15 protein-coding genes are annotated in these 19229 nt (G+C 68.0%); 9 read left to right on the forward strand and 6 right to left on the reverse strand.

The window, feature by feature from the left end:
- The first annotated feature begins 20 nt into the window (after window positions 1-20).
- Complete coding sequence (gene treZ / locus JZ792_RS33060; RefSeq protein ID WP_216916826.1) at window positions 21-1757, forward strand: malto-oligosyltrehalose trehalohydrolase; 1737 nt, start codon at window positions 21-23, stop codon at window positions 1755-1757.
- Window positions 1758-1820: 63 nt separating this feature from the next.
- Window positions 1821-3074: a serine hydrolase domain-containing protein gene (locus tag JZ792_RS33065; RefSeq protein WP_216916827.1), complete on the forward strand. Its 1254-nt coding sequence runs from the start codon at window positions 1821-1823 to the stop codon at window positions 3072-3074.
- A gap of 6 nt (window positions 3075-3080) precedes the next feature.
- On the opposite strand, the gene ilvA is transcribed toward JZ792_RS33065, so the two are convergent.
- Both ilvA and JZ792_RS33075 read right to left on the reverse strand, forming a co-directional pair.
- On the reverse strand, window positions 3081-4433 hold the full coding sequence (gene ilvA, locus JZ792_RS33070; protein WP_216916828.1) for a threonine ammonia-lyase IlvA: 1353 nt from the start codon (window positions 4431-4433) through the stop codon (window positions 3081-3083).
- 74 nt (window positions 4434-4507) lie between these two features.
- Window positions 4508-4942 carry a nitroreductase family deazaflavin-dependent oxidoreductase gene (locus tag JZ792_RS33075; protein ID WP_216916829.1) on the reverse strand — a complete coding sequence of 145 codons (435 nt, stop codon included), beginning with the start codon at window positions 4940-4942 and terminating at the stop codon, window positions 4508-4510.
- Between the two features lie 87 nt (window positions 4943-5029).
- Here JZ792_RS33075 and JZ792_RS33080 point away from each other — a divergent pair, with 87 nt between their 5' ends.
- Window positions 5030-5266 carry a hypothetical protein gene (locus JZ792_RS33080; protein WP_216916830.1) on the forward strand — a complete coding sequence of 79 codons (237 nt, stop codon included), beginning with the start codon at window positions 5030-5032 and terminating at the stop codon, window positions 5264-5266.
- Between the two features lie 259 nt (window positions 5267-5525).
- On the opposite strand, the gene JZ792_RS33085 is transcribed toward JZ792_RS33080, so the two are convergent.
- Window positions 5526-8204, reverse strand: coding sequence for a helix-turn-helix transcriptional regulator (locus JZ792_RS33085; protein WP_216916831.1), 2679 nt, complete (start codon window positions 8202-8204; stop codon window positions 5526-5528).
- Between the two features lie 159 nt (window positions 8205-8363).
- Between JZ792_RS33085 and JZ792_RS33090 the strand changes: the two genes are divergently transcribed.
- Together JZ792_RS33090 and JZ792_RS33095 are read left to right on the forward strand one after the other, a co-directional pair.
- Window positions 8364-8720 (forward strand): nuclear transport factor 2 family protein, encoded by a 357-nt coding sequence (locus JZ792_RS33090; RefSeq protein WP_216916832.1) that lies wholly within the window; start codon window positions 8364-8366, stop codon window positions 8718-8720.
- Window positions 8721-8819: 99 nt separating this feature from the next.
- Window positions 8820-9431, forward strand: coding sequence for an MspA family porin (locus JZ792_RS33095; protein WP_216916833.1), 612 nt, complete (start codon window positions 8820-8822; stop codon window positions 9429-9431).
- Window positions 9432-9509: 78 nt separating this feature from the next.
- Here the strand turns inward: JZ792_RS33095 and treY are convergent, their stop codons facing one another.
- Together treY and glgX are read right to left on the reverse strand one after the other, a co-directional pair.
- Window positions 9510-11870, reverse strand: a complete 2361-nt coding sequence (gene treY / locus JZ792_RS33100) for a malto-oligosyltrehalose synthase (protein WP_254190692.1) — start codon at window positions 11868-11870, stop codon at window positions 9510-9512.
- Between the two features lie 88 nt (window positions 11871-11958).
- Entirely contained in the window at window positions 11959-14079 is a 2121-nt protein-coding gene (gene glgX / locus JZ792_RS33105; RefSeq protein WP_216916835.1) for a glycogen debranching protein GlgX, read from the reverse strand.
- 532 nt (window positions 14080-14611) lie between these two features.
- Between glgX and JZ792_RS33110 the strand changes: the two genes are divergently transcribed.
- Window positions 14612-15889 (forward strand): adenosylmethionine--8-amino-7-oxononanoate transaminase, encoded by a 1278-nt coding sequence (locus JZ792_RS33110; protein WP_216916836.1) that lies wholly within the window; start codon window positions 14612-14614, stop codon window positions 15887-15889.
- Between the two features lie 14 nt (window positions 15890-15903).
- On the opposite strand, the gene JZ792_RS33115 is transcribed toward JZ792_RS33110, so the two are convergent.
- Window positions 15904-16278, reverse strand: coding sequence for a cupin domain-containing protein (locus tag JZ792_RS33115; protein ID WP_216916837.1), 375 nt, complete (start codon window positions 16276-16278; stop codon window positions 15904-15906).
- Between the two features lie 59 nt (window positions 16279-16337).
- Between JZ792_RS33115 and JZ792_RS33120 the strand changes: the two genes are divergently transcribed.
- From JZ792_RS33120 to bioD, 3 genes are all read left to right on the forward strand, one after another.
- Window positions 16338-16820: a MarR family winged helix-turn-helix transcriptional regulator gene (locus JZ792_RS33120; protein ID WP_216916838.1), complete on the forward strand. Its 483-nt coding sequence runs from the start codon at window positions 16338-16340 to the stop codon at window positions 16818-16820.
- A 128-nt stretch (window positions 16821-16948) separates the two neighbouring features.
- Window positions 16949-18103 carry an 8-amino-7-oxononanoate synthase gene (locus tag JZ792_RS33125; protein ID WP_216916839.1) on the forward strand — a complete coding sequence of 385 codons (1155 nt, stop codon included), beginning with the start codon at window positions 16949-16951 and terminating at the stop codon, window positions 18101-18103.
- A gap of 52 nt (window positions 18104-18155) precedes the next feature.
- Window positions 18156-18833: a dethiobiotin synthase gene (bioD, locus tag JZ792_RS33130; RefSeq protein ID WP_216916840.1), complete on the forward strand. Its 678-nt coding sequence runs from the start codon at window positions 18156-18158 to the stop codon at window positions 18831-18833.
- Window positions 18834-19229 lie beyond the last annotated feature (396 nt).

Raw genomic sequence — 19229 nt, forward strand, 5'->3', positions numbered from 1 at the left:
TCCCGTGCGATGCTGGCGCGGTGACTGCCTTCGAGGTGTGGGCTCCGCGGGCGGAGTCGGTGCGGTTGGATCTGGAGGGGATCGCGCATCCCATGGCCCGCTCCGCCGAGGGCTGGTGGCGCGCCGAACTTCCCGCCGAATCCGGGACGCGCTACGGCTACCTGCTCGACGACGACCCCACGGTGCTGCCGGACCCGCGTTCGCCCAGACAACCGGAGGGGGTGCACGCCCGCTCGGCGGTGCACACCGTCGACCCCGATCGCTGGACCGATGACGGATGGACCGGCCGCCCGCTGGCAGGCGCGGTCTACTACGAACTGCATATCGGCACCTTCACCCCGGCGGGCACCTTCGATTCCGCCGTCGAGCGGCTCGATCACCTGGTAGACCTCGGTGTCACGGTGGTCGAGGTGATGCCGGTCAACGCCTTCGACGGCACCCACAACTGGGGTTACGACGGCGTGCTCTGGTACGCCGTGCATGAACCCTACGGTGGCCCCGACGGTTTGCAACGGTTCGTGAACGCCTGTCACGCAAGAGGTTTGGCGGTCGCGCTCGATGTGGTGTACAACCACCTCGGGCCGTCGGGCAACTACCTGCCGCGTTTCGGCCCGTACCTCACCGACGGGCGCAACACCTGGGGTCAGAGCCTGAATCTGGACGGACCCGATTCCGGTCCGGTGCGTCGCCACATCATCGACAACGCCCTGCGCTGGCTGCGCGATTTCCATATCGACGCGCTGCGCCTGGACGCGGTGCACGCCCTGGTCGACCGCACCGCGACCCACCTGCTCGCCGAACTGGCGACCGAGACCACGGCCCTGGCCGCCCACGTGCGCAGACCGCTCACCCTCGTCGCGGAGAGCGATCAGAACGACCCGCGCCTGCTCACCCCGCCCGCGGCGGGAGGGTACGGCTTGGCCGGGCAGTGGAACGACGATCTGCATCACGCCGTGCACACCGCGGTATCCGGTGAACGGCAGGGCTACTACGCCGATTTCGGCGCGCTGGAATCGCTGGCGAAAACCCTCACCCACGGGTTCTTCCACGCGGGCACGTGGTCGAGTTTCCGTGGGCGCGTCCACGGCAGGCCCATCGACCGGAGCCTGATTCCGGCGAGCGCGCTGCTGGCCTACACGTGCACCCACGATCAGATCGGCAACCGGGCCATCGGCGATCGTCCGAGCGCCTATCTCGGCGACGGCCAACTCGCGCTCAAGGCCGCGCTGGTCCTGTTCTCGGCGTTCACGCCGATGCTGTTCATGGGCGAGGAGTGGGGTGCGCGCACCCCGTTCCTGTTCTTCACCTCGCACACCGACCCGGTGATCGGGGCCGCCACCGCCACCGGTCGCAAGGCCGAATTCGCCGAGCACGGCTGGTCGAGCGACGAGGTGCCGGACCCGCAGGATCCCGCGACCTTCCTGCGTTCGAAACTGGACTGGACCGAACCGTCGCGCGACGGCCACGCCCGACTGCTCGGCTGCTACCGGGCGCTACTCGAACTGCGTCGGACCCGTCCCGAGATCACCGACCCGTGGCTGTCCCACGTCGAGGTCGACTACGACGAACGCGCGCGGTGGATCGCGGTGCGGCGCGGTCCGCTGGTGCTGATCTGCAATCTGTCGGAACATCCGGCGACGGTCGGATACTCCGGCGCGGCGATCCTGTCCTGGGACGATCCGGAGCAGGCGGACACGGGCACGACGGTGCCGGGGCACTCGTTCACCGTCGTCGACACCGCGATGTCAGGGCAATAACATTGTGGCCTCAGCTGTCCGGGACGGGTCCGTCGGACGTGGTACCGGCCGTAACGTTGAATAATGAGCAATGTGGCTTGGTCCGGAGATTTCGTGGATCTACCCGAGGGGGTCGGCGGCAGCGCGAGCGCTGAATTCGCCCCCCTGGTACGGGCGTTCGCGAGAACTTTCGGTCATCGCCGCGGGGCGGGCGCCGCGCTGGCGATCCACCGTCACGGTGAGACGCTGGTCGACATCTGGACCGGACAGCATTCGGGATCGGTCGGATGGACCGGACAGACCGGGACCATCGTCTTCTCCGCCACCAAGGGCATCACCTCCACCGTCATGCATCGGCTCGCCGATCGCGGCCTGCTCGACTACTCCGCGCCCGTCGCCGAATACTGGCCGGAATTCGCCGCCAACGGCAAAGGCGCGATCACGGTAGAACAGGTGATGACCCATCGCGCCGGACTGTCCTCACTCGGCACGGTCGCCTCCGAGGTCTCCGAGATACTCGATCACCGCCTCATGGAGGAACGTCTCGCCGCCGCGAAACCCGACCGGCTGTTCGGGGTCCCCACCTATCACGCGCTCACCTTCGGCTGGCTCATGGCCGGTCTGGCCAGGGCGATCACCGGGCGCGGCATGGCCGAACTGTTCCGCACCGAGGTCGCCGAACCGCTCGGCATCGACGGCGTCCACCTGGGCGCGCCGCCGCCGGGATCGTCGACGAGTTTCGCCCCGCTCGCGGGCAATCAGCTGCGACTCTTCGGCGGACCGCTCGGTGCGCGGATTCTCGGTCGCACCTTCGGTTTCCCCGGAGCCCCCGGCGCCGCGGCCCGCGCCCTGCTCATGCCGGGAGTCGAGGCCATCCTCGAAGGCGACGCCCCGCCGATCCTGAACACCGAACTCGGCGCGGGCAACGGTGTGTGCACGGCGCACGGACTCGCGAGCGTGTACGGCGCGCTCGCCAACGGCGGCATGGTCGACGGCCGCCGCTACCTCACCGCGCGCACCATCGCCGAGCTGCGCCGGATCCGCAGCTATCAGCTCGACCACGCGCTGTTCTACGTACCGATGCTGTGGCACCTCGGCTACCACTCGCTGCCGGTTCCCTACGCGCACGAAGGTCTCGGGCATATCGGACTCGGCGGATCGTTCGGCTGGGCCGAACCGCGGCTGGGGCTGTCGGTCGGGTTCGTGCACAACAGGATGTCGGTACCGCAGATGAGCGTCGACCAGATGTCGGCGCTGTGGCTGCTGCCGCTGATGATGAATTGTGTGCGCGGTGCCAAGCGGACCGCCCCCGCCGTCACGCGGGAGGCGGCCGCCTAGCTCAGCTCAGGTCAGATAGCGGTAGGCCGAGGAACCCGGATCGAGCCGCTCGCACCGGATGGGGGATTCGCGCATCCGATCCAGCAGCGGGGCGAGGCCGTCGCGTCCGCCGAGTTCGATGCCGACCAGCGCCGCGCCGGTCTCCCTGTTGTTGCGTTTGACGTATTCGAACAGGGTGACGTCGTCGTCGGGCCCGAGCACCTCGTCCAGGAATCGCCGCAGCGCACCCGGCTCCTGGGGGAAATCGACCAGGAAATAGTGCTTGATGCCCCGATGCACCAGCGAGCGTTCGATGATCTCGCCGTAGCGCGAGACGTCGTTGTTGCCGCCGGAGACCAGGCACACCACCGTCGATCCGGGCTCGATCTCGATCTCCCCGAGCGCGGTGACCGACAGCGCGCCCGCGGGCTCGGCGATGATGCCCTCGTTCTGGTAAAGGTCGAGCATCGTGGTGCAGATCGCGCCCTCGTCGACGTGCATCATCCGGAACTGCCCCGCGCCCTTGGGTGATTCGGTCGCGGTCAGCAAGGGCAGCGACGCGTGCGAGACGACCCGGCTCCCGAATCCGGCGGCCGCGGCGTAGGGCACCGTGCCGATGCGGCGCACGGCCGCGCCGTCGACGAATGGATCGATCGTCGGCAGTGTCACCGGCCCGCCCGCGACCAGCGCCGCCGTCATCGAGGCCGCGCCCGCGGGCTCGACACCGAGAATTCCGGTTTCGGGCGCGCGTTCGCGCAGGTAGGTTCCCACCCCAGCCAGGCAGCCGCCGCCACCGACCGGAACGATGACCAGATCCGGGGCGGTGCCGAGTTGTTCGAGGAATTCGGCGGCGATGGTGCCCTGTCCGGCCGCGGTGCGCGGATCGTCGAACGGTGGGACCATGGTCGCGCCGGTGCGTTCGACGTCGGCCACGGCCGCGGCGGCCGCGGCGTCGTAGGTCTCGCCGACGGCGATCAGTTCGACGAATTCGCCGCCGTGCACGCGGATACGGTCACGTTTCTGCTTGGGCGTGGTGGTTGGCACGTAGATGCGGCCGCGGATGCCCATGGCCTGGCAGGCGTAGGCGACGCCCTGGGCGTGATTGCCCGCGCTCGCCGCCACCACGCCCGCCGCGCGCTCGCCTGCGGTGAGTTGCACGATCAGGTTGTAGGCGCCGCGCAGTTTGTAGGACCGCACCGCGGTGAGATCTTCGCGCTTGAGGTACACCTGCGCGCCGGTCTCCGCGGACAGCCTCGGGCTGTACTGGAGCGGAGTCGGCTCGATAATGTCGGCAATACGCTTCGCGGCGGCGTCGATCTCGTCCGCGGTGAGCGCGGGACGGGAAGAGGACAGTTCGTCGAGGACCAGCGGATCGGACATCCGAATTATGCTGCCACCCGTCGCATCGGGTGGACGCGGCGGGTGGGGTGAGTGTCGCTACACGGGGCCGCAGGTCAGCGCGGCGTGAGCACGAAAACGGGGATCTCCCGGGTGGTCTTCGTCTGGTAATCGGCGTAGGCGGGCCACGCCGCGACCGCGCGCTCCCACCACACCGTCTTCTCGTCGCCGGTGACTTCGCGCGCCGTGTAGTCCTCGGTCACCGTGCCGTCGCGAAGTTCGACGTGCGGGTCGGCCTTGATGTTGTAGTACCAGACCGGGTGCTTGGGCGCGCCGCCCAACGAGGCGACGACGGCGTACTCACCGTCGTGCTCGACGCGCATCAACGGCGTCTTGCGCAGCTTGCCGGATTTCGCGCCGACGGTGGTCAGCAGGATGATGGGTTTGCCCTGCAACGAGGCGCCTTCGGTGCCTCCCGACCCGTCGTAGATCTCGGCCTGCTCGCGGGCCCAATCGGATGTGCTCGGTGCGTACTCTCCTGTGAGTGGCATACATCGGGCAACGCAGGCCGGTACCCGAGTGTTCCCACGCGCAAATGTTAGGTGGACCGAACTTCCACGTCCGTATATCCTGATCGAATGGCGACGGTTCCCCCTTCTTCGGTCGATATCGCGGGTACCGCATGGCCGGTCTACAAGCTGGAGGCCCTGGCCGCGGGCCTGTTGACCTGCCTGATCCTGGCATTGATCACCGGTTCGGCCCAGCTCGCCGTCCTCATCGGCGCCGCAATCCTGGTCACCCGCTGGTCGATCGGATACGCCACGACCCGCCGCCGCCCGGTACGCCGCACCCACCGAGTCCTGTCAGCCCACTGACTCTCTCGGTCGCGACCGCCACAAACACCCGACACCGCCGACCCGACGGCGCAACCTTCCCGAGCGACGGCCGCCGCCCACCCTCACCGCGCGAGCCTCGATAGCAACCCGAACACCCCACCCCCACGGAGCGAGTCTTACGAGCGCCCCGTTCGCGGCCCGTCTCGCGTCCGAGCGGTCGAAGCGCATGCGACGAAGTCGCGAGTCTCGACCGCTCGGACGCGAGACAAAGGGGGCCGCGAACCCGCGGCCCCGGCCGCTAAAATTCCCGCAATTCGTTTCGTGACAGCACTCCGAGTTTCGGATACGCCTTGTACAGGTGATGGCCGACCGTGCGCGGGCTCAGGAACAATTGCGCGGCGATATCCCGATTCGAGAGCCCTCGCGCGGCCAGTCGCACGATCTGTAGTTCCTGCGGCGTGAGCCGTGCCGACACCCCGTCGGCGGGGCGCTCCGCCGCGCCGACGCCGAGCGCCGCGAGTTCGATCCGGGCACGTTCCGCCCATGGGACGGCGGCGAGACGATCGAAGGTGTCCAACGCCTGTTCCAGGGGTACGCGCGCGTCGATTCTGCGCTTGGCCCTGCGCAGCCATTCCCCGTACAGCAGTTGCGTCCTGGCCAGGTCGAAGGGGTGTCCGCCGAGTCGTAGCGCCGCGCGGTAGCCGGTTTCGGCGTCGTCGCCGACGGTGGTCAGCGCGTGACAGCGGTGCGCGAGCGACTCGATCCAGCTCTGCCCGGCGGTGTCGGCCCAGGCCCGCAACCGGTCGAGGGCGTCGCGCGCACGGTCCGGTGCTCCGATCCGCACCGCCGCTTCGACGAGATCGGGTAGTGCGCGCAATCCGATCACGTAGTGCCGCGCGGGTTCCTCGGTGAGTGGTTCCAGCCGGGTCAGCGCGCTCTCCACCCTGCCGCGCCCGAGATCGAGCAGTCCGAGCGCCGCGTGCGTCCACGGTGCGCCTGCCGCCGTCGCACCGCCGAGTTCTTCGACGACGGCCGCGGCGGCCAGGTTCTCGCATTCCGCGTCGGATCCCCCGATCGCGGCCAGATAGCAGAGAAAGCTCCGCTGCTGGCTGATCCAATGGGTCTGACCGAGATCCTCGGCGATCCGCAGGCCCTCTGTCGCCGCCAGCTTGCCCTCACGCGGTCTGCCGAGGAAGAACTCGGCCTCGGCGCGGAAGAACAGCAGCGAGGGCAGCGCCGCGATACGTCCCTGGTCACGGCATTCCGCGACGAGTTCGGCGACGAGTTCGGTGACCTGATCGTCCTGGCCGACGACCAGCCCGGCCCCGCACATCTGGACCAGATCTCGTGGACTGTCCGCGCCGTTGGCCCTGGCGTCGGCGGCGGCGTCGCGTAGTGGCACGGTGTATCGACGGTCGATCGCGCCGAGTACGTAGCGGGCGACGGGTGCCATCGGATCGGCATCGTCGAGCGGCAGTTCGGCCCACAGCGCGCTCACTTCGGCGAGTTCGGCTTCCCCGAGATACCAGGCGGTGTGCACGGCCTGTGACAGCATCCCGGCCGCGCGATGGGGTTCGTGTTCGCGCATCGCCGTTGCCGCCCCGAGTAGGAGCCGATGTGCGGCGCGCGGTTTCCCCGACCCGAACGCCGCCGTCGCGCGCACCAGATCCAGCCGAGCGCCGAGCCGGGGATCCACGGTCTGCGCGGCCGCTCGCTCGGCGAGCGACCCGGCCAGGTCGACCCGCCCGGTTTCGGCGGCGGTTTCGGCCGCGAGCACCAGTCGGCGGACCCGCGCGCCGGTGTCGGTACTGAGATCGGCCGCTCGCTCGTAGGCGGCGACCGCGCCGTCGTAGCCGTGGCGGATCCGGGCCCGGTGCGCGGTGGCCTCCAGGGCGTCGGCCGCGGTGTCGTCTGGTCCGGTCGCCGCCGAGGCCAGATGCCAGGCCCGCAGGTCGGTGTCCGCGTCGTCGGTGAGCGCGTCCGCGAGGGCGCGGTGTGCCGCGAGGCGTTGCGCGACGTGCGCGCCCCGGTAGATCGCCGAACGGAGCAGCGGGTGCCGGAACGTCAGGCTCCGCCCGTCGCTGCGCACCAAACCGCTCTCCTCCGCGGGGGCCAGATCAGACAGGTCGACACCCGATGCCGTCGCGGCCAGGAGCACCGGCCCGAGTTCGGGCGTATTCGCGGCGGCCGCGAGGAGCAGCAGGGTGCGGGTGCGGTCCGGCATTCCGCCGACCCGGCCGTGGAAGGCGACGCGCAGGCGCTCGGTCAGCGGGAGCGGATTCGGTCCCGCGCTCGGTGATTCGGCCGCGAGGACGGCGGGCAATTCCAGCAGGGCCAGCGGATTGCCCGCCGCTTCGGCGAGCAGTCGGTATCGCACGGTGGGGGACAGATCCGGGGCCTGCCTGTCGACCAGTGCCGCGGCGGCATCCTGGCGCAGGCCTGAGATCTCCAGCTCCGGCAGTCCGGTCGCGGGAAAACCGTGATCGCCGGTGCGGGTGGCGAAAAGGATCACCACGCCTTCGGAGTCGAGTCTGCGGGCCGCGAACAGCAGGGCCTGCGTTGTGGCCCGGTCCAGCCAGTGCGCGTCGTCGACGAGGCAGAGCAGGGGCCCGTCGGCGGCTTCCTCGGCGAACAGTGACAGCACCGCGAGTCCGATCGACATCGGGTCGGCGACAGCCGCCCGGTCCGTCATGCCGAACGCGGCGCGCATCGCGTCACGTTGCGGGCCCGGCAGTCCGTCGACCAGCGCCATACCGGGGCGGACGAGCAGATGCAGTGCCGCGAATGGCAGTTCGGCCTCGGATTCGATCCCGGTGCCGCGCACCGTCGGAATACCTTGGGCCGCGGCGTAATTCAGCAGCGCGGTCTTTCCGATACCGGGTTCGCCGCGCAGTACGAGCGTGCCGCTTCGACCCTGCCGGGCCGCTTCGAGAAGCCGATCGATGCGTTCCTGTTCGGCTTCCCGTCCGTGCAGCATCCGTTCACCGTAGCGAGACGGCTCACGACCGGGTACCGATGCGGGCGCCGAAAGTACCTATAGGCGACTGATTCGCCGCGACCGGCCTCGCCCATAACGTAGTCCCGGTACCGAGAGCGACGGAGAAACCGCAGCTCACCGCTATTTTCGGAGGACACCGTGAACACCATTGTCGCGCAGTACCTGCAAGCCTGGAACACCACCGACGCCGCTGCTCGCAAAGTCGCCGTGGCCGAAATCTTCGCCGCCGACGCCGAGTACATCGATCCGCTGATCGAGGTCGCGGGCCACGACGGAATCGACGCCGCCATCGCCGGGGTGCAGGCCCAGTTCCCCGGTTGGGTCTTCGCACTGGCCGGACCGGTCGACGCGCACCACGACCAGGTGCGTTTCACCTGGGAACTGGGACCGGCGGGCGCACCGGCCGTTGTCGTCGGCTTCGATGTCGCGATCGTGCGCGACGGTCGCATCGCCCACGTGTACGGCTTCCTCGACAAGGTGCCCGCCGCCGCGTGATCCGACGGGTCCCGTCCCGGTGCGGGTGGTGAAGACGCTCACCGCCGTCGGCCGTGTCGCAGATCATCGCCATAGCGATCGGCTAATAGAGTGTGCCGCATGTCGACCCTCCAAAGAGCGGCCCTGGCCTTTGCCGGGGCCGCCGTCGCGTGTGTGTCGTCCGTGGCGCTGCCGCAGGCGAATGCCGAGATAATTCCCATGCCGCCGCACGAGAAATCCTTCGTCTCGCCGAACGGGATTCCGTTCGCCGTGGGTAACCGGGACGAGTTCATCAACAGGATCCCGCCGCTGAACATGATGGGCACCACCCGCGAGGCGCTGGTGAGCAGTGTCTCCTACGGCCGGATCGACGGCGAGGCGACCGGAACACTGCGGGTCGGCTACCACGTCGGATGCGCGGTGAACATCGGCTCGGGCACCTTCGGCGTCACCCCGAACGTATTCCTCGACGACCTCGACCCCACCACGAATCCGTTCAATATCGTCCCGGTCGCGACACTGACGCTCAATCCCGGTGAGGTCGGCGAACTCAGCATGGCCGAGAAGGCCATGGTGCCGGGCAAGACCATCTACGCCGGTATCCGCGACTATCACATCAGGGTCAACTCCTGCACCGGCCCGGTGACTCTGCGCCAATTCACCTATGTCAACGTGGCCTCCGAAGAGGCCGACGACTCGGGAGCCGTGTTCGGCGACCCCACCTGGCTCTGAGGTTCCTGCGATACGAGCACGTCCGCGCCCCGGGAGGTCCGGGGCGCGGACGCGTGCGGCCCGCGCTCGGCCGTGGCCTCAGCGCACCAGCAGCGCGACCGGCAGCCGCGCGAACAACTTCTCCAACCGGGCTCGTCCCTGGAAGGTGTGCCCGGTGAGGCGGTCGGTCCAACTGCCCGACGGCAGATCCAGTGTGGTGTCACCCCAACCGGATTCGACGAGCCCCACACTGTGCCTGGTGGCCGCCACGATGACCTCCGGCGCTTCGCTCGGCTTACCTCGGGCGTAGGACACGAGCCTGCTCGCCTGCTCACCGGTGGCGAACAACGGCAGATAGCTGCCGCCGACGAAACATTCCGGCCGTTCCCTGCGCAACCACAGCGCATAGGCGACGATCCACATCTTGACCGCCCCCGACGTATCCAAAGCCGGTGTGCCGGTGAGCGATTGCAGCATACCGGTGCGTGCCCCGAAATCCACCGGACGTCGATTGTCCGGATCGACCAGCGAGTCCTCCCAGAGTTCGCAGCCCTGGTAGATATCCGGGATGCCGGGGATGCACAGCTGTAACAGCTTCTGCGCCAGCGAATCCGACCAGGCGTGCGGGGCGAGATCGTGCACCAGATCGCTCAACTCCGCGCCGATGGGCCCGTCGATCACCGTGTCCAGCCAGCCGTGCACCGCCGATTCGAATTCCGAATCCGGCTCCTCCCAGGATGTTCTGGTACCCGCCTCGCGGGTCGCCTTCTCCGCGAACATGTGCAGTCGCTCGCGCAGGCCCGGCACCGAGGAGGCCGGGCGACCGTCCGCGGGCCAGACTCCGAACATGTTCTGTAGCAGGAACAGTGCCGTCGCGCCGTCCGGCGCCGGGGTCCTTTCCATCCAGGATTCGACCGACCGCGCCCAGATACTCGCCGCCTGCGACAGCACCCCGATCCTGGCGCGCACATCCTCGCCGCGTTTCGTGTCGTGGGTCGACAGGGTCGTCATCGCGGCGGGCCAGCGCTCCGCGCGTTCGGTATTGGCGAGGTGGAATTCGTTGAGCGAATGACCGAAACGCGCGGGATTGCCGCCGACCTCCTGCAACGAGACCAGCCGCGCGCCCTGGTAGAACATGGTGTCCTCGACGGCCTTCGCGGTGATCGCCCCGCAGACCTGGCCGAACCGCACCGCCGCCTCACCGTCCACGGCCAACGCGGTCACCAGGACCGAAAGCGGCGCGGTCAGTTCGCTGTTGCGTTTCTCGACCTCGGCGATCACCGCGCCGGTCATTCCGGCCAGTGGCGCGTAATCCGCCCGGTACACCGGCATGAAGGCGAGCACCTCGATGGTGGCGTTCGTGAGCGCGAGGGTGTCGAAACTCTCGGCGGCGGCGTCACGTTTGATCGCGGCGACCAGTCTGCGCACCTCGGGCGTCAAAATGCTCTCGGCGACCGCGCGTTTGATCCGATGCTCGGTCTCGCCGACCCAGGCGCGATCACTGCCGTGCCCGGCGAACCGGCGTGAGAGATCGGTCAGCACCGATTCCCCGTCGGGGTCGATCAGCACACCGCCGAGCCCGGCCAGCGCGTCGTAACCGGTGGTGCCGTCCACCGGGAGGGTGGCGTCGAGCGGTTCGCGGTTGGCGAGGATCTTCTCCACCAGCAGCAGACGATTCGGCCCGATGAGCTGACGCAGCCCGACCAGGTAGGCCGCGGGATCGGACAATCCGTCCGGATGATCGACCCGCACGCCGTCGATGAGATCGTGTTCGCACCACGCCGCCAGTTCGCGGTGGGTGATCTCGAAGACTTCCGGATCCTCTTGGCGCACCGCCGCGAGACTGCTGACCGCGAAGAATCGCCGGTAGGTGCACAAACCCGATTTCCAACTCACCAAGCGGTAGTGCTGTTTGTCGTGGATGCGCAGCGCGTTGTCGCCGTCGGTGCCCGGCGCGATCGGGAATCGCAGATCACGCAGGGCCAGCATCGGTTCCGCGCCGGACCGGTCGACGGTCAGCGAGGCCGGATCGTTCTCGCTCTGCAATATCGGCAGGGCCAGCCTGCCGCCCGCGCCGTTGGACGAACTCCAATCGATATCGAAATAGTGCTGGTAGGCAGATTCCTTGCCGTTGCGCAGGACATCCCACCACCAGGGATTCTGACGCGGATCGGCGACGCCGACATGATTGGGCACCAGGTCGACGATCAGGCCCATACCTCGGCTGCGCACCTCGTCGGCCAGCGCCTTGAGTCCGCCCGGCCCGCCGAGCGCCGCCGAGACCGTGGTCGGGTCGGCGATGTCGTAGCCGTGCGTCGACCCGTGCATGGGTGTCAGGATCGGCGACAGATACAGATGAGAGATTCCCAGCTGTTGCAGGTATTCCGCGATGGTGCGGGCATCGGTGAAGGTCAGCGCGTCCGGCCGCAGTTGCAGACGGTAGGTGCTGCGGATCGACAGTGCGCGGACCCGGGATTTGGCGCGGGCGATCGGATCGGTGTGGTGGGTCTGCTGGGAGGCGTTGGATGTAGTCATATGGGTTGTCCGATTAAGCAGGGCAGCGGAGCACGAGCAGGCAGCGGGCGGGAACCGGCAGGGTCGCCGATGCCGGGTAGGAGGCCTCGGAGAGGCCGTCGGGAATCGAACAGTCCAGTGCCACCGACCATTCGGCGCCGTAGTCGGCGCCGGGCAGCACGAAGTCGAGTGCGGAGTCGTGCGCGTTGAAACACATCAGGAACGAGTCGTCGGTGATGCGTTCGCCGCGCGGACCCGGCTCGGGGATGCCGAGCCCGTTCAGGTAGACGGTGAGCGATTTGCCGAACCCGCTGTCCCAATCGGCCGGTGTCATCTCCTCGCCCGCCGGGGTCAGCCAGGCGATATCCCTGGCGTGATCCTTCGACCGGATCGGCCTGCCCGCCAGGAAGCGTCGGCGACGGAAGATGGGGTGGGCGGTACGCAGCGCGATCACGTGCCGGGTGAAATCGAACAGATCCTCGTTGGATTTCAGCAGCGACCAGTCCATCCAGGCGATCTCGGAATCCTGGCAGTAGACATTGTTGTTGCCGTGCTGGGTGCGGCCCATCTCGTCGCCGTGCGCGAGCATCGGCGTGCCCTGGGACAACACCAGCGTCGCGAGCAGATTGCGGGATTGCTTGGCGCGCAGGGCGAGAATGTCCGGATCGTCGGTCGGTCCTTCGACTCCGCAGTTCCACGAACGGTTGTGACTCTCGCCGTCGCGATTGTCCTCGCCGTTGGCCGAGTTGTGTTTCTCGTTGTAGGACACCAGATCCCGCAACGTGAAGCCGTCGTGGGCGATGATGAAGTTGATACTGGCACTCGGCCTGCGCCCGGTGGCCTCGTACAGATCCGACGAACCGGTGAGCCGGGACGCGAATTCGCCGAGGGTGGCCGGTTCGCCGCGCCAGTAGTCACGAACGGTGTCGCGGTACTTGCCGTTCCATTCGGTCCACTGCCCGGGGAAGTTGCCGACCTGGTAGCCGCCCTCGCCGACATCCCACGGTTCGGCGATCAGTTTCACCTGGCTGACCACCGGATCCTGTTGCACCAGATCGAAGAACGTGGACAGCCGGTCCACGTCGTGCAGTTCGCGCGCGAGAGTGGCGGCCAGGTCGAAGCGGAACCCGTCGACGTGCATGTCGAGGATCCAGTACCGCAGCGAATCCATGATCAGTTGCAGCGTGTGCGGATGACGCACATTGAGACTGTTGCCGGTGCCGGTGTAATCCATGTACCGGGACGGATCCTTGTCCAGCAGACGGTAATACGCGGCATTGTCGATTCCGCGGAAGGCGATGGTCGGACCGAGATGGTTGCCTTCGGCGGTGTGGTTGTAGACCACGTCGAGGATCACCTCGATGCCCTCGGCGTGCAACGCGCGCACCATCGCCTTGAATTCGGTGACCGCAGCACCGCCGCGCGGGCTCGCGGCGTACCCGTTGTGCGGTGCGAGATAGCCGAAGCTGTTGTACCCCCAGTAGTTCCGCAGTCCCTGGTCGAGCAGCACCCGGTCCTGAAGGAACTGGTGTACCGGCATCAGTTCGATCGCGGTGATACCGAGACTCTTCAGGTGACCCACGATCGCCGGATGCGCGATACCCGCGTAGGTGCCGCGCAATTCGTCGGGAATATCGGGGTGCGTCATCGTCATGCCCTTGACGTGCGCCTCGTAGATGACCGTCTCGTGATAGGGCCGGTTCGGCGGGCGATCGGCGCCCCAGTCGAAGAACGGGTTGATCACCACGCCGGTCATGGTGTGGCCCAGCGAATCCAGCCCGTAGGTGTGCAGGGACGGGTCGTCGTCGAAATCGCCGTCGAAGGACTTGCCGTACGGATCGAGCAGCAATTTGCTCGGATCACAACGCAATCCCTGTTCCGGATCGTAGGGCCCGTGCACGCGGAACCCGTAGCGCTGGCCCGGTCCGATACTCGGGAGGTAGGCGTGCCAGACGTAGGTGTCGACTTCATCGAGCTGGATACGGGTTTCCGCGCCGTCACGACCGATCAGGCACAGTTCCACCGCCTCGGCGACCTCGGAGAACACCGAGAAATTGGTGCCCGCGCCGTCATAGGTGGCGCCGAGCGGATAGGGCGTGCCGGGCCACACACCGAGTGGCGTCAGGTCACCGGGCGATGCGTCGGGCTCAGGCATACAAATGACAGTAGCGGCAGTCAGGCGATAGCTCTCGCGGGTGTGCGCGGGCGGGCGCGCCCGCAGAGGTCACCGAGGGTGCGCGGCCTATCTCCGGCGGGTCGGGTGGTCGGGTACGGCATCGGTCCGCGTCCAGACCGGACCCGCGCCGTGGAGGTCGCGGCACCTGACCGCAACGCGGTGCGACAACAGGTGCGGTTTCCGGTCCTCGGACAGGTCGACCAGGCAGAATCGGTATCGCGTCGGTCGCCGCGCGGCCGGTCGTGATGGTCGGGTCTGCCGCGTCCCCGGATTCGAGCGGGCGGAATCTTCGATGACGGACCGTGCGATGACACCGCGTGAGCGGTAACTATCCGGCTCGCGGTCCTCGGAATCGAGATAGTCACCGACTATCCGCGTGATGAGGGTCTCCCGAGGTTCCCGACCGTCCGGGTGTGACGCCGTCCTCGCGCCGGCACCGGGGTGATAACTTGAACACCGTTCAAGCTTGCCTCGGGAAATCCGGGGCTGTCGCTCGACCGCGAGGAATGCAGTGGCACTGACCCCCGACGAGATCACCCGCATCGACGCCGAACATGTCTGGCACCCCTACGGTGGCTTTCCGGCGACCACCGAACCGCTGATCGTCGCCTCCGCCGAAGGCACCCGGCTGACGCTGGCCGACGGCCGGGTCCTCGTCGACGGCATGAGTTCGTGGTGGGCGGCCGTCCACGGCTACGGTCACCCGGTTCTGGACGCGGCCCTGCTCGCGCAGTCACGGCGGATGAGTCACGTGATGTTCGGGGGACTGACCCACGAACCCGCCGCGCGCCTCGCGGAGCTGCTCGTGGCGCACACGCCCGAAGGATTGGACAAGGTCTTCCTGTGCGATTCCGGTTCGGTCTCGGTCGAGGTCGCGGTGAAGATGTGCCTGCAGTACTGGCGCGCGCTCGGAAAGCCGGGCAAATCCCGGCTGCTGACCTGGCGCGGCGGCTACCACGGTGACACCTTCACCCCCATGAGCGTCTGCGACCCGGACGGCGGCATGCATTCGCTGTGGACCGATGTGCTCGCGGCCCAGATCTTCGCCCCGCCGCCGCCACGCGACTACCGACCCGACTACGTCGAGGAACTGGAGCGGCTGGTTGGCGCGCACGCCCACGAACTCGCCGCGATCATCGTCGAACCGGTCGTGCAGGGCGCGGGCGGCATGCGCTGGCACGATCCGCGCTACCTGCTCGACCTGCGCCGTCTCTGTGACGAGCACGGCGTCCTGCTGATCTTCGACGAGATCGCCACGGGATTCGGCCGGACCGGAACCTTCTTCGCGGCCGATCACGTCGGTGTCGCCCCCGACGTGATGTGCGTGGGCAAGGCCATCACCGGCGGCTACCTCACCCTCGCCGCGGCCCTGTGCACGACGGTGATCGCCGAGACGCTCAGCGCCGCCCACGGCGGCCTCATGCACGGCCCGACCTTCATGGGCAATCCGCTGGCCTGCGCGGTGGCGGTGGCGTCCATCGAATTGCTGCTCGAGCGTGACTGGCGCGGTGAGGTCGGCCGGATCGAAGCCGGACTGATCGAGGGTCTCGCGCCCGCACGCGACCTGCCGGGCGTGGTCGACGTGCGGGTGCTCGGTGCGATCGGCGTCATCGAATTGGCCGAACCGGTCGAAATGCGACGCGCGACCGACGCGGCGGTGCGGGCGGGCGCGTGGCTTCGTCCGTTCCGCGATCTCGTCTACTGCATGCCGCCGTTCGTCAGCACCGGCGCGGATATCGAGATCATCACCTCGGGCATGCTCGCCGCGGTGGCAGCGCAGTCGGCGTAGCGGCGAGCGTGCGTTCAGGCGATCCAGGGCGGCACGACGGCCTCGTCGCCGCCCGGGGTTCTCGCCCGTGATCCGGCGGGGCCGGTGACGATGGCGGTGAATCCGTCGTCGCCCGCGAGGACCTGCCGCGTCGCGTTGGCGCGCAGCACCACGGTATCTCCCTCTGTCGCGGTGATTTTCGTGTCGTCCAGGGCGATGGTCAGCTGTCCGGTCAGTACGGTCCAGATCTGTTCGGCGTCGATGGTGTGCACCGGGCCCGCGACTCCGGGGCGAACCCGCACCTGCCACAGCGCCTGTCCGGTATCGCCCTGGGTGGGGGAGGCGAGGGTGGTCATCACGCCGCCGGGGGTTTCGGTGCGCCGGGTGTCGGTGTGGCGAATGAGTGTCATTCCCGAATCTCCTATAATAGACAACAAAGTTGTCTATATGGTCAATGAGGTTGTCTATCATGTCAAGTGATGAGGGCGGCTACGAACTGCCGCTACGCCTGCTGCTCGGCTTTCGGAGCATCGTCGACGAGGTACACGCCGAATTGGCCGAGCGGGGGCACGCCGAAATGCGACCCATGCACGGATTCGTCTTCCAGGCCGTCGGTCGGGTCGGGGGTCGGTACGGATGTACCGCCGCCGACCTCGGGCGGGCGCTCGGTGTCTCGAAACAGGCGGCGGGTAAACACATCGAAGCGCTGGAACGCCTCGGCTACCTGTGTCGGGGTCACGACCCGCAGGACGCGCGGCGCAAGGTGTACACCCTGACCGACCGCGCGACCGACGCGTTGACCGAATCCGCCCGCGCCTTCGACCGGATTCACCGCCGCTGGGCCGACATCCTGGGCGCCGATCGCCTCGCCGCGCTGGAGGAGGATCTGCGCAGGGTCACCCCGGGAGATCTCTTCCGGTTCGACACCCCGAACTGGTTCGGGGCGTCGTAGTCGACCGGTCGGCGCGATGATTCGGGCCCGATCCGACGATCGCGAACCCCGTGGAACCATCGCCCCGGATCGTCGGTCCGGGTCTGGCCCATACCGCCCTGAACGGTGTTCAAGTATGCTGCGGAGCTGTGAATACCGATCTGTCGAGTTGGCTGGACGAACGGGCCGCCGACCGCGCAACCGCAGGCCTGCACCGTGATCTCCGCCCGAGGCCGCCGGTATCGGCATCGATCGATCTCGCGTCCAACGACTACCTCGGCCTGGTGCACCACCCCGAGGTGATGGAAGCGGCGATCGAATCCGTGCGGCGCTGGGGCACCGGATCCACCGGGTCGCGTCTGGTCACCGGCACCACCACCGAACACGAGGAATTGGAAGCCGAACTCGCCGACTTCGTCGGCGCCGAGGCGGGCCTGGTCTTCGCCTCCGGGTACGCCGCGAACCTGGGCGCCGTGACCGCGCTGTCGGGCCGAGGTTCCCTGGTCGTCTCCGACGCGGGTAGTCACGCGTCGCTGGTCGATGCCTGCAGGTTGTCGCGGGCGCGGGTGGAGATCGCGCCGCATCGCGATGTCGACGCGGTGGACCGCCTACTGTCCGCGCGCAGCGAGGAACGGGCGCTGGTACTCACCGATTCGGTATTCAGTGCCGACGGCGATCTCGCGCCGCTGGCCGAATTGCACCGGGTCACCCGGTCCAACGGCGCGGTGTTGATCGTCGACGAGGCGCACGGGCTCGGCGTGCGCGGCACGGGCGGACGCGGTCTCGTCGAGGAGGTCGGGCTGTCCGGCGCGCCGGATCTGGTGATCACCGCGACCCTGTCCAAAGCGTTCGCGGCGCAGGGCGGCGCCGTACTCGCGGGTGAGAACGTACGCGCCCATCTGATCGACACCGCCCGCACCTTCATCTTCGACACCGGACTCGCTCCGGCCGCCGTCGGCGCCGCGCGCGCCGCTCTGCGCCTGTTGCGCGCCGAACCGGCGATGGCGGGGCGCGTGCTGGAACGTGCCGCCGACATCGCGCGGATCGCCGGCGTGGGAACGCCGGATTCGGCGGTCGTCTCGGTGGTGCTCGGACAGACACATGTCGCCCACGAAGCCGCCCAGGCCTGTCGAGCGCGCGGCCTAGAGGTCGGATGTTTCCGGCCGCCGTCGGTGCCGGAGGGCACTTCCCGGTTGCGGCTCACCGCTCGCGCCGACCTGACAACCGCGGAGATGGACACCATCGCGACGGTTCTCGGTGAGGTCCTGGCCGGGGCCCGAGGCCTGGACGCGGTGCCCGCATGAGGCGATCCGCGTCGCGTCGCCTTCCTTCCACGCACGTGCGGGGGAGCCGGGCATGAGCATCCTGCTCGTCACCGGAACCTCGACGGGTGTCGGTAAAACGGTGGTCACCGCCGCCGTGGCCGCCGCCGCGGCGGCCGATGGCCGTTCGGTCGCGGTATGCAAACCGGCGCAGACCGGAGTCGACCCCGGGGAGCCCGGCGACCTCGCCGACATCGCCCGGCTGAGTGGCATCGATCGCGGTATCGAACTCGCGCGCTACCCGGACCCGCTCGCGCCGGACACCGCCGCCGTGCGCTGCGGGCAACCCTTGTTGACCCTGCGGGAGACCGTCGCCGCGATCCGCGAGCTGGGCGATGCCGACCTCACCCTGGTCGAGGGTGCGGGCGGTCTGCTGGTCCGGCTCGGTGAATTCACCCTGACCGATCTGGCGAGGGAACTCGACGCCCCGGTGCTCGTCGTCGCCGCGGCGGGCCTGGGCACCCTGAACCACAGCGAACTGACGACCCGCGCGCTCTCGGCAGCCGGCGTGCGATGTGCGGGACTGGTCATCGGCGCGTGGCCCGCGGACCCGGACCTCGCCTCGGAATGCAATCGCGACGATCTGCCGAGGGTCACCGGAGTGGAACTCGTCGGCGCAATTCCGGAGGGCGCGGGCGCTTGGGACCGTTTTCGATTCACCGAGGCCGCCCGGGGCTGGTTCGAACCGGTGTTTCTGACCGCGCACCGTTGAAGAATCGTCGATCCAGGCCGTCTACCAGGCGATTTGACATCGTGCACACGGCTACGTAACTTTATCCAAGTCAGAGCGACACGGACACCGACCCGGAGCCGCCACGCAGAGCCGAGAGGCTGGGCGAGGCCTGGGAAACGAGGTAGTACGAGGAGCGCCTGGCGATCGCACTGGTTCGGTTGAGATCCTGGATTTGGTTTCGGGTGATTGGCTGCGCTAAGCTGGATAAGTTGCCTCACTGATTGATCGAGCGGATTGCTTGTGAGATGGTGTGTGCGTGTGTTCTTTGAGAACTCAATAGTGTGTCGATGAATGTCAGTGCCAAATGTTTTATTTGGTTCCGGCCCTTTCATACCCCCGTATGGGATGGGTTGGACATTAGTCAGCAAAAGATTT

The sequence above is a fragment of the Nocardia noduli genome (genome assembly GCF_019038455.1).
GTDB lineage: Bacteria > Actinomycetota > Actinomycetes > Mycobacteriales > Mycobacteriaceae > Nocardia > Nocardia noduli.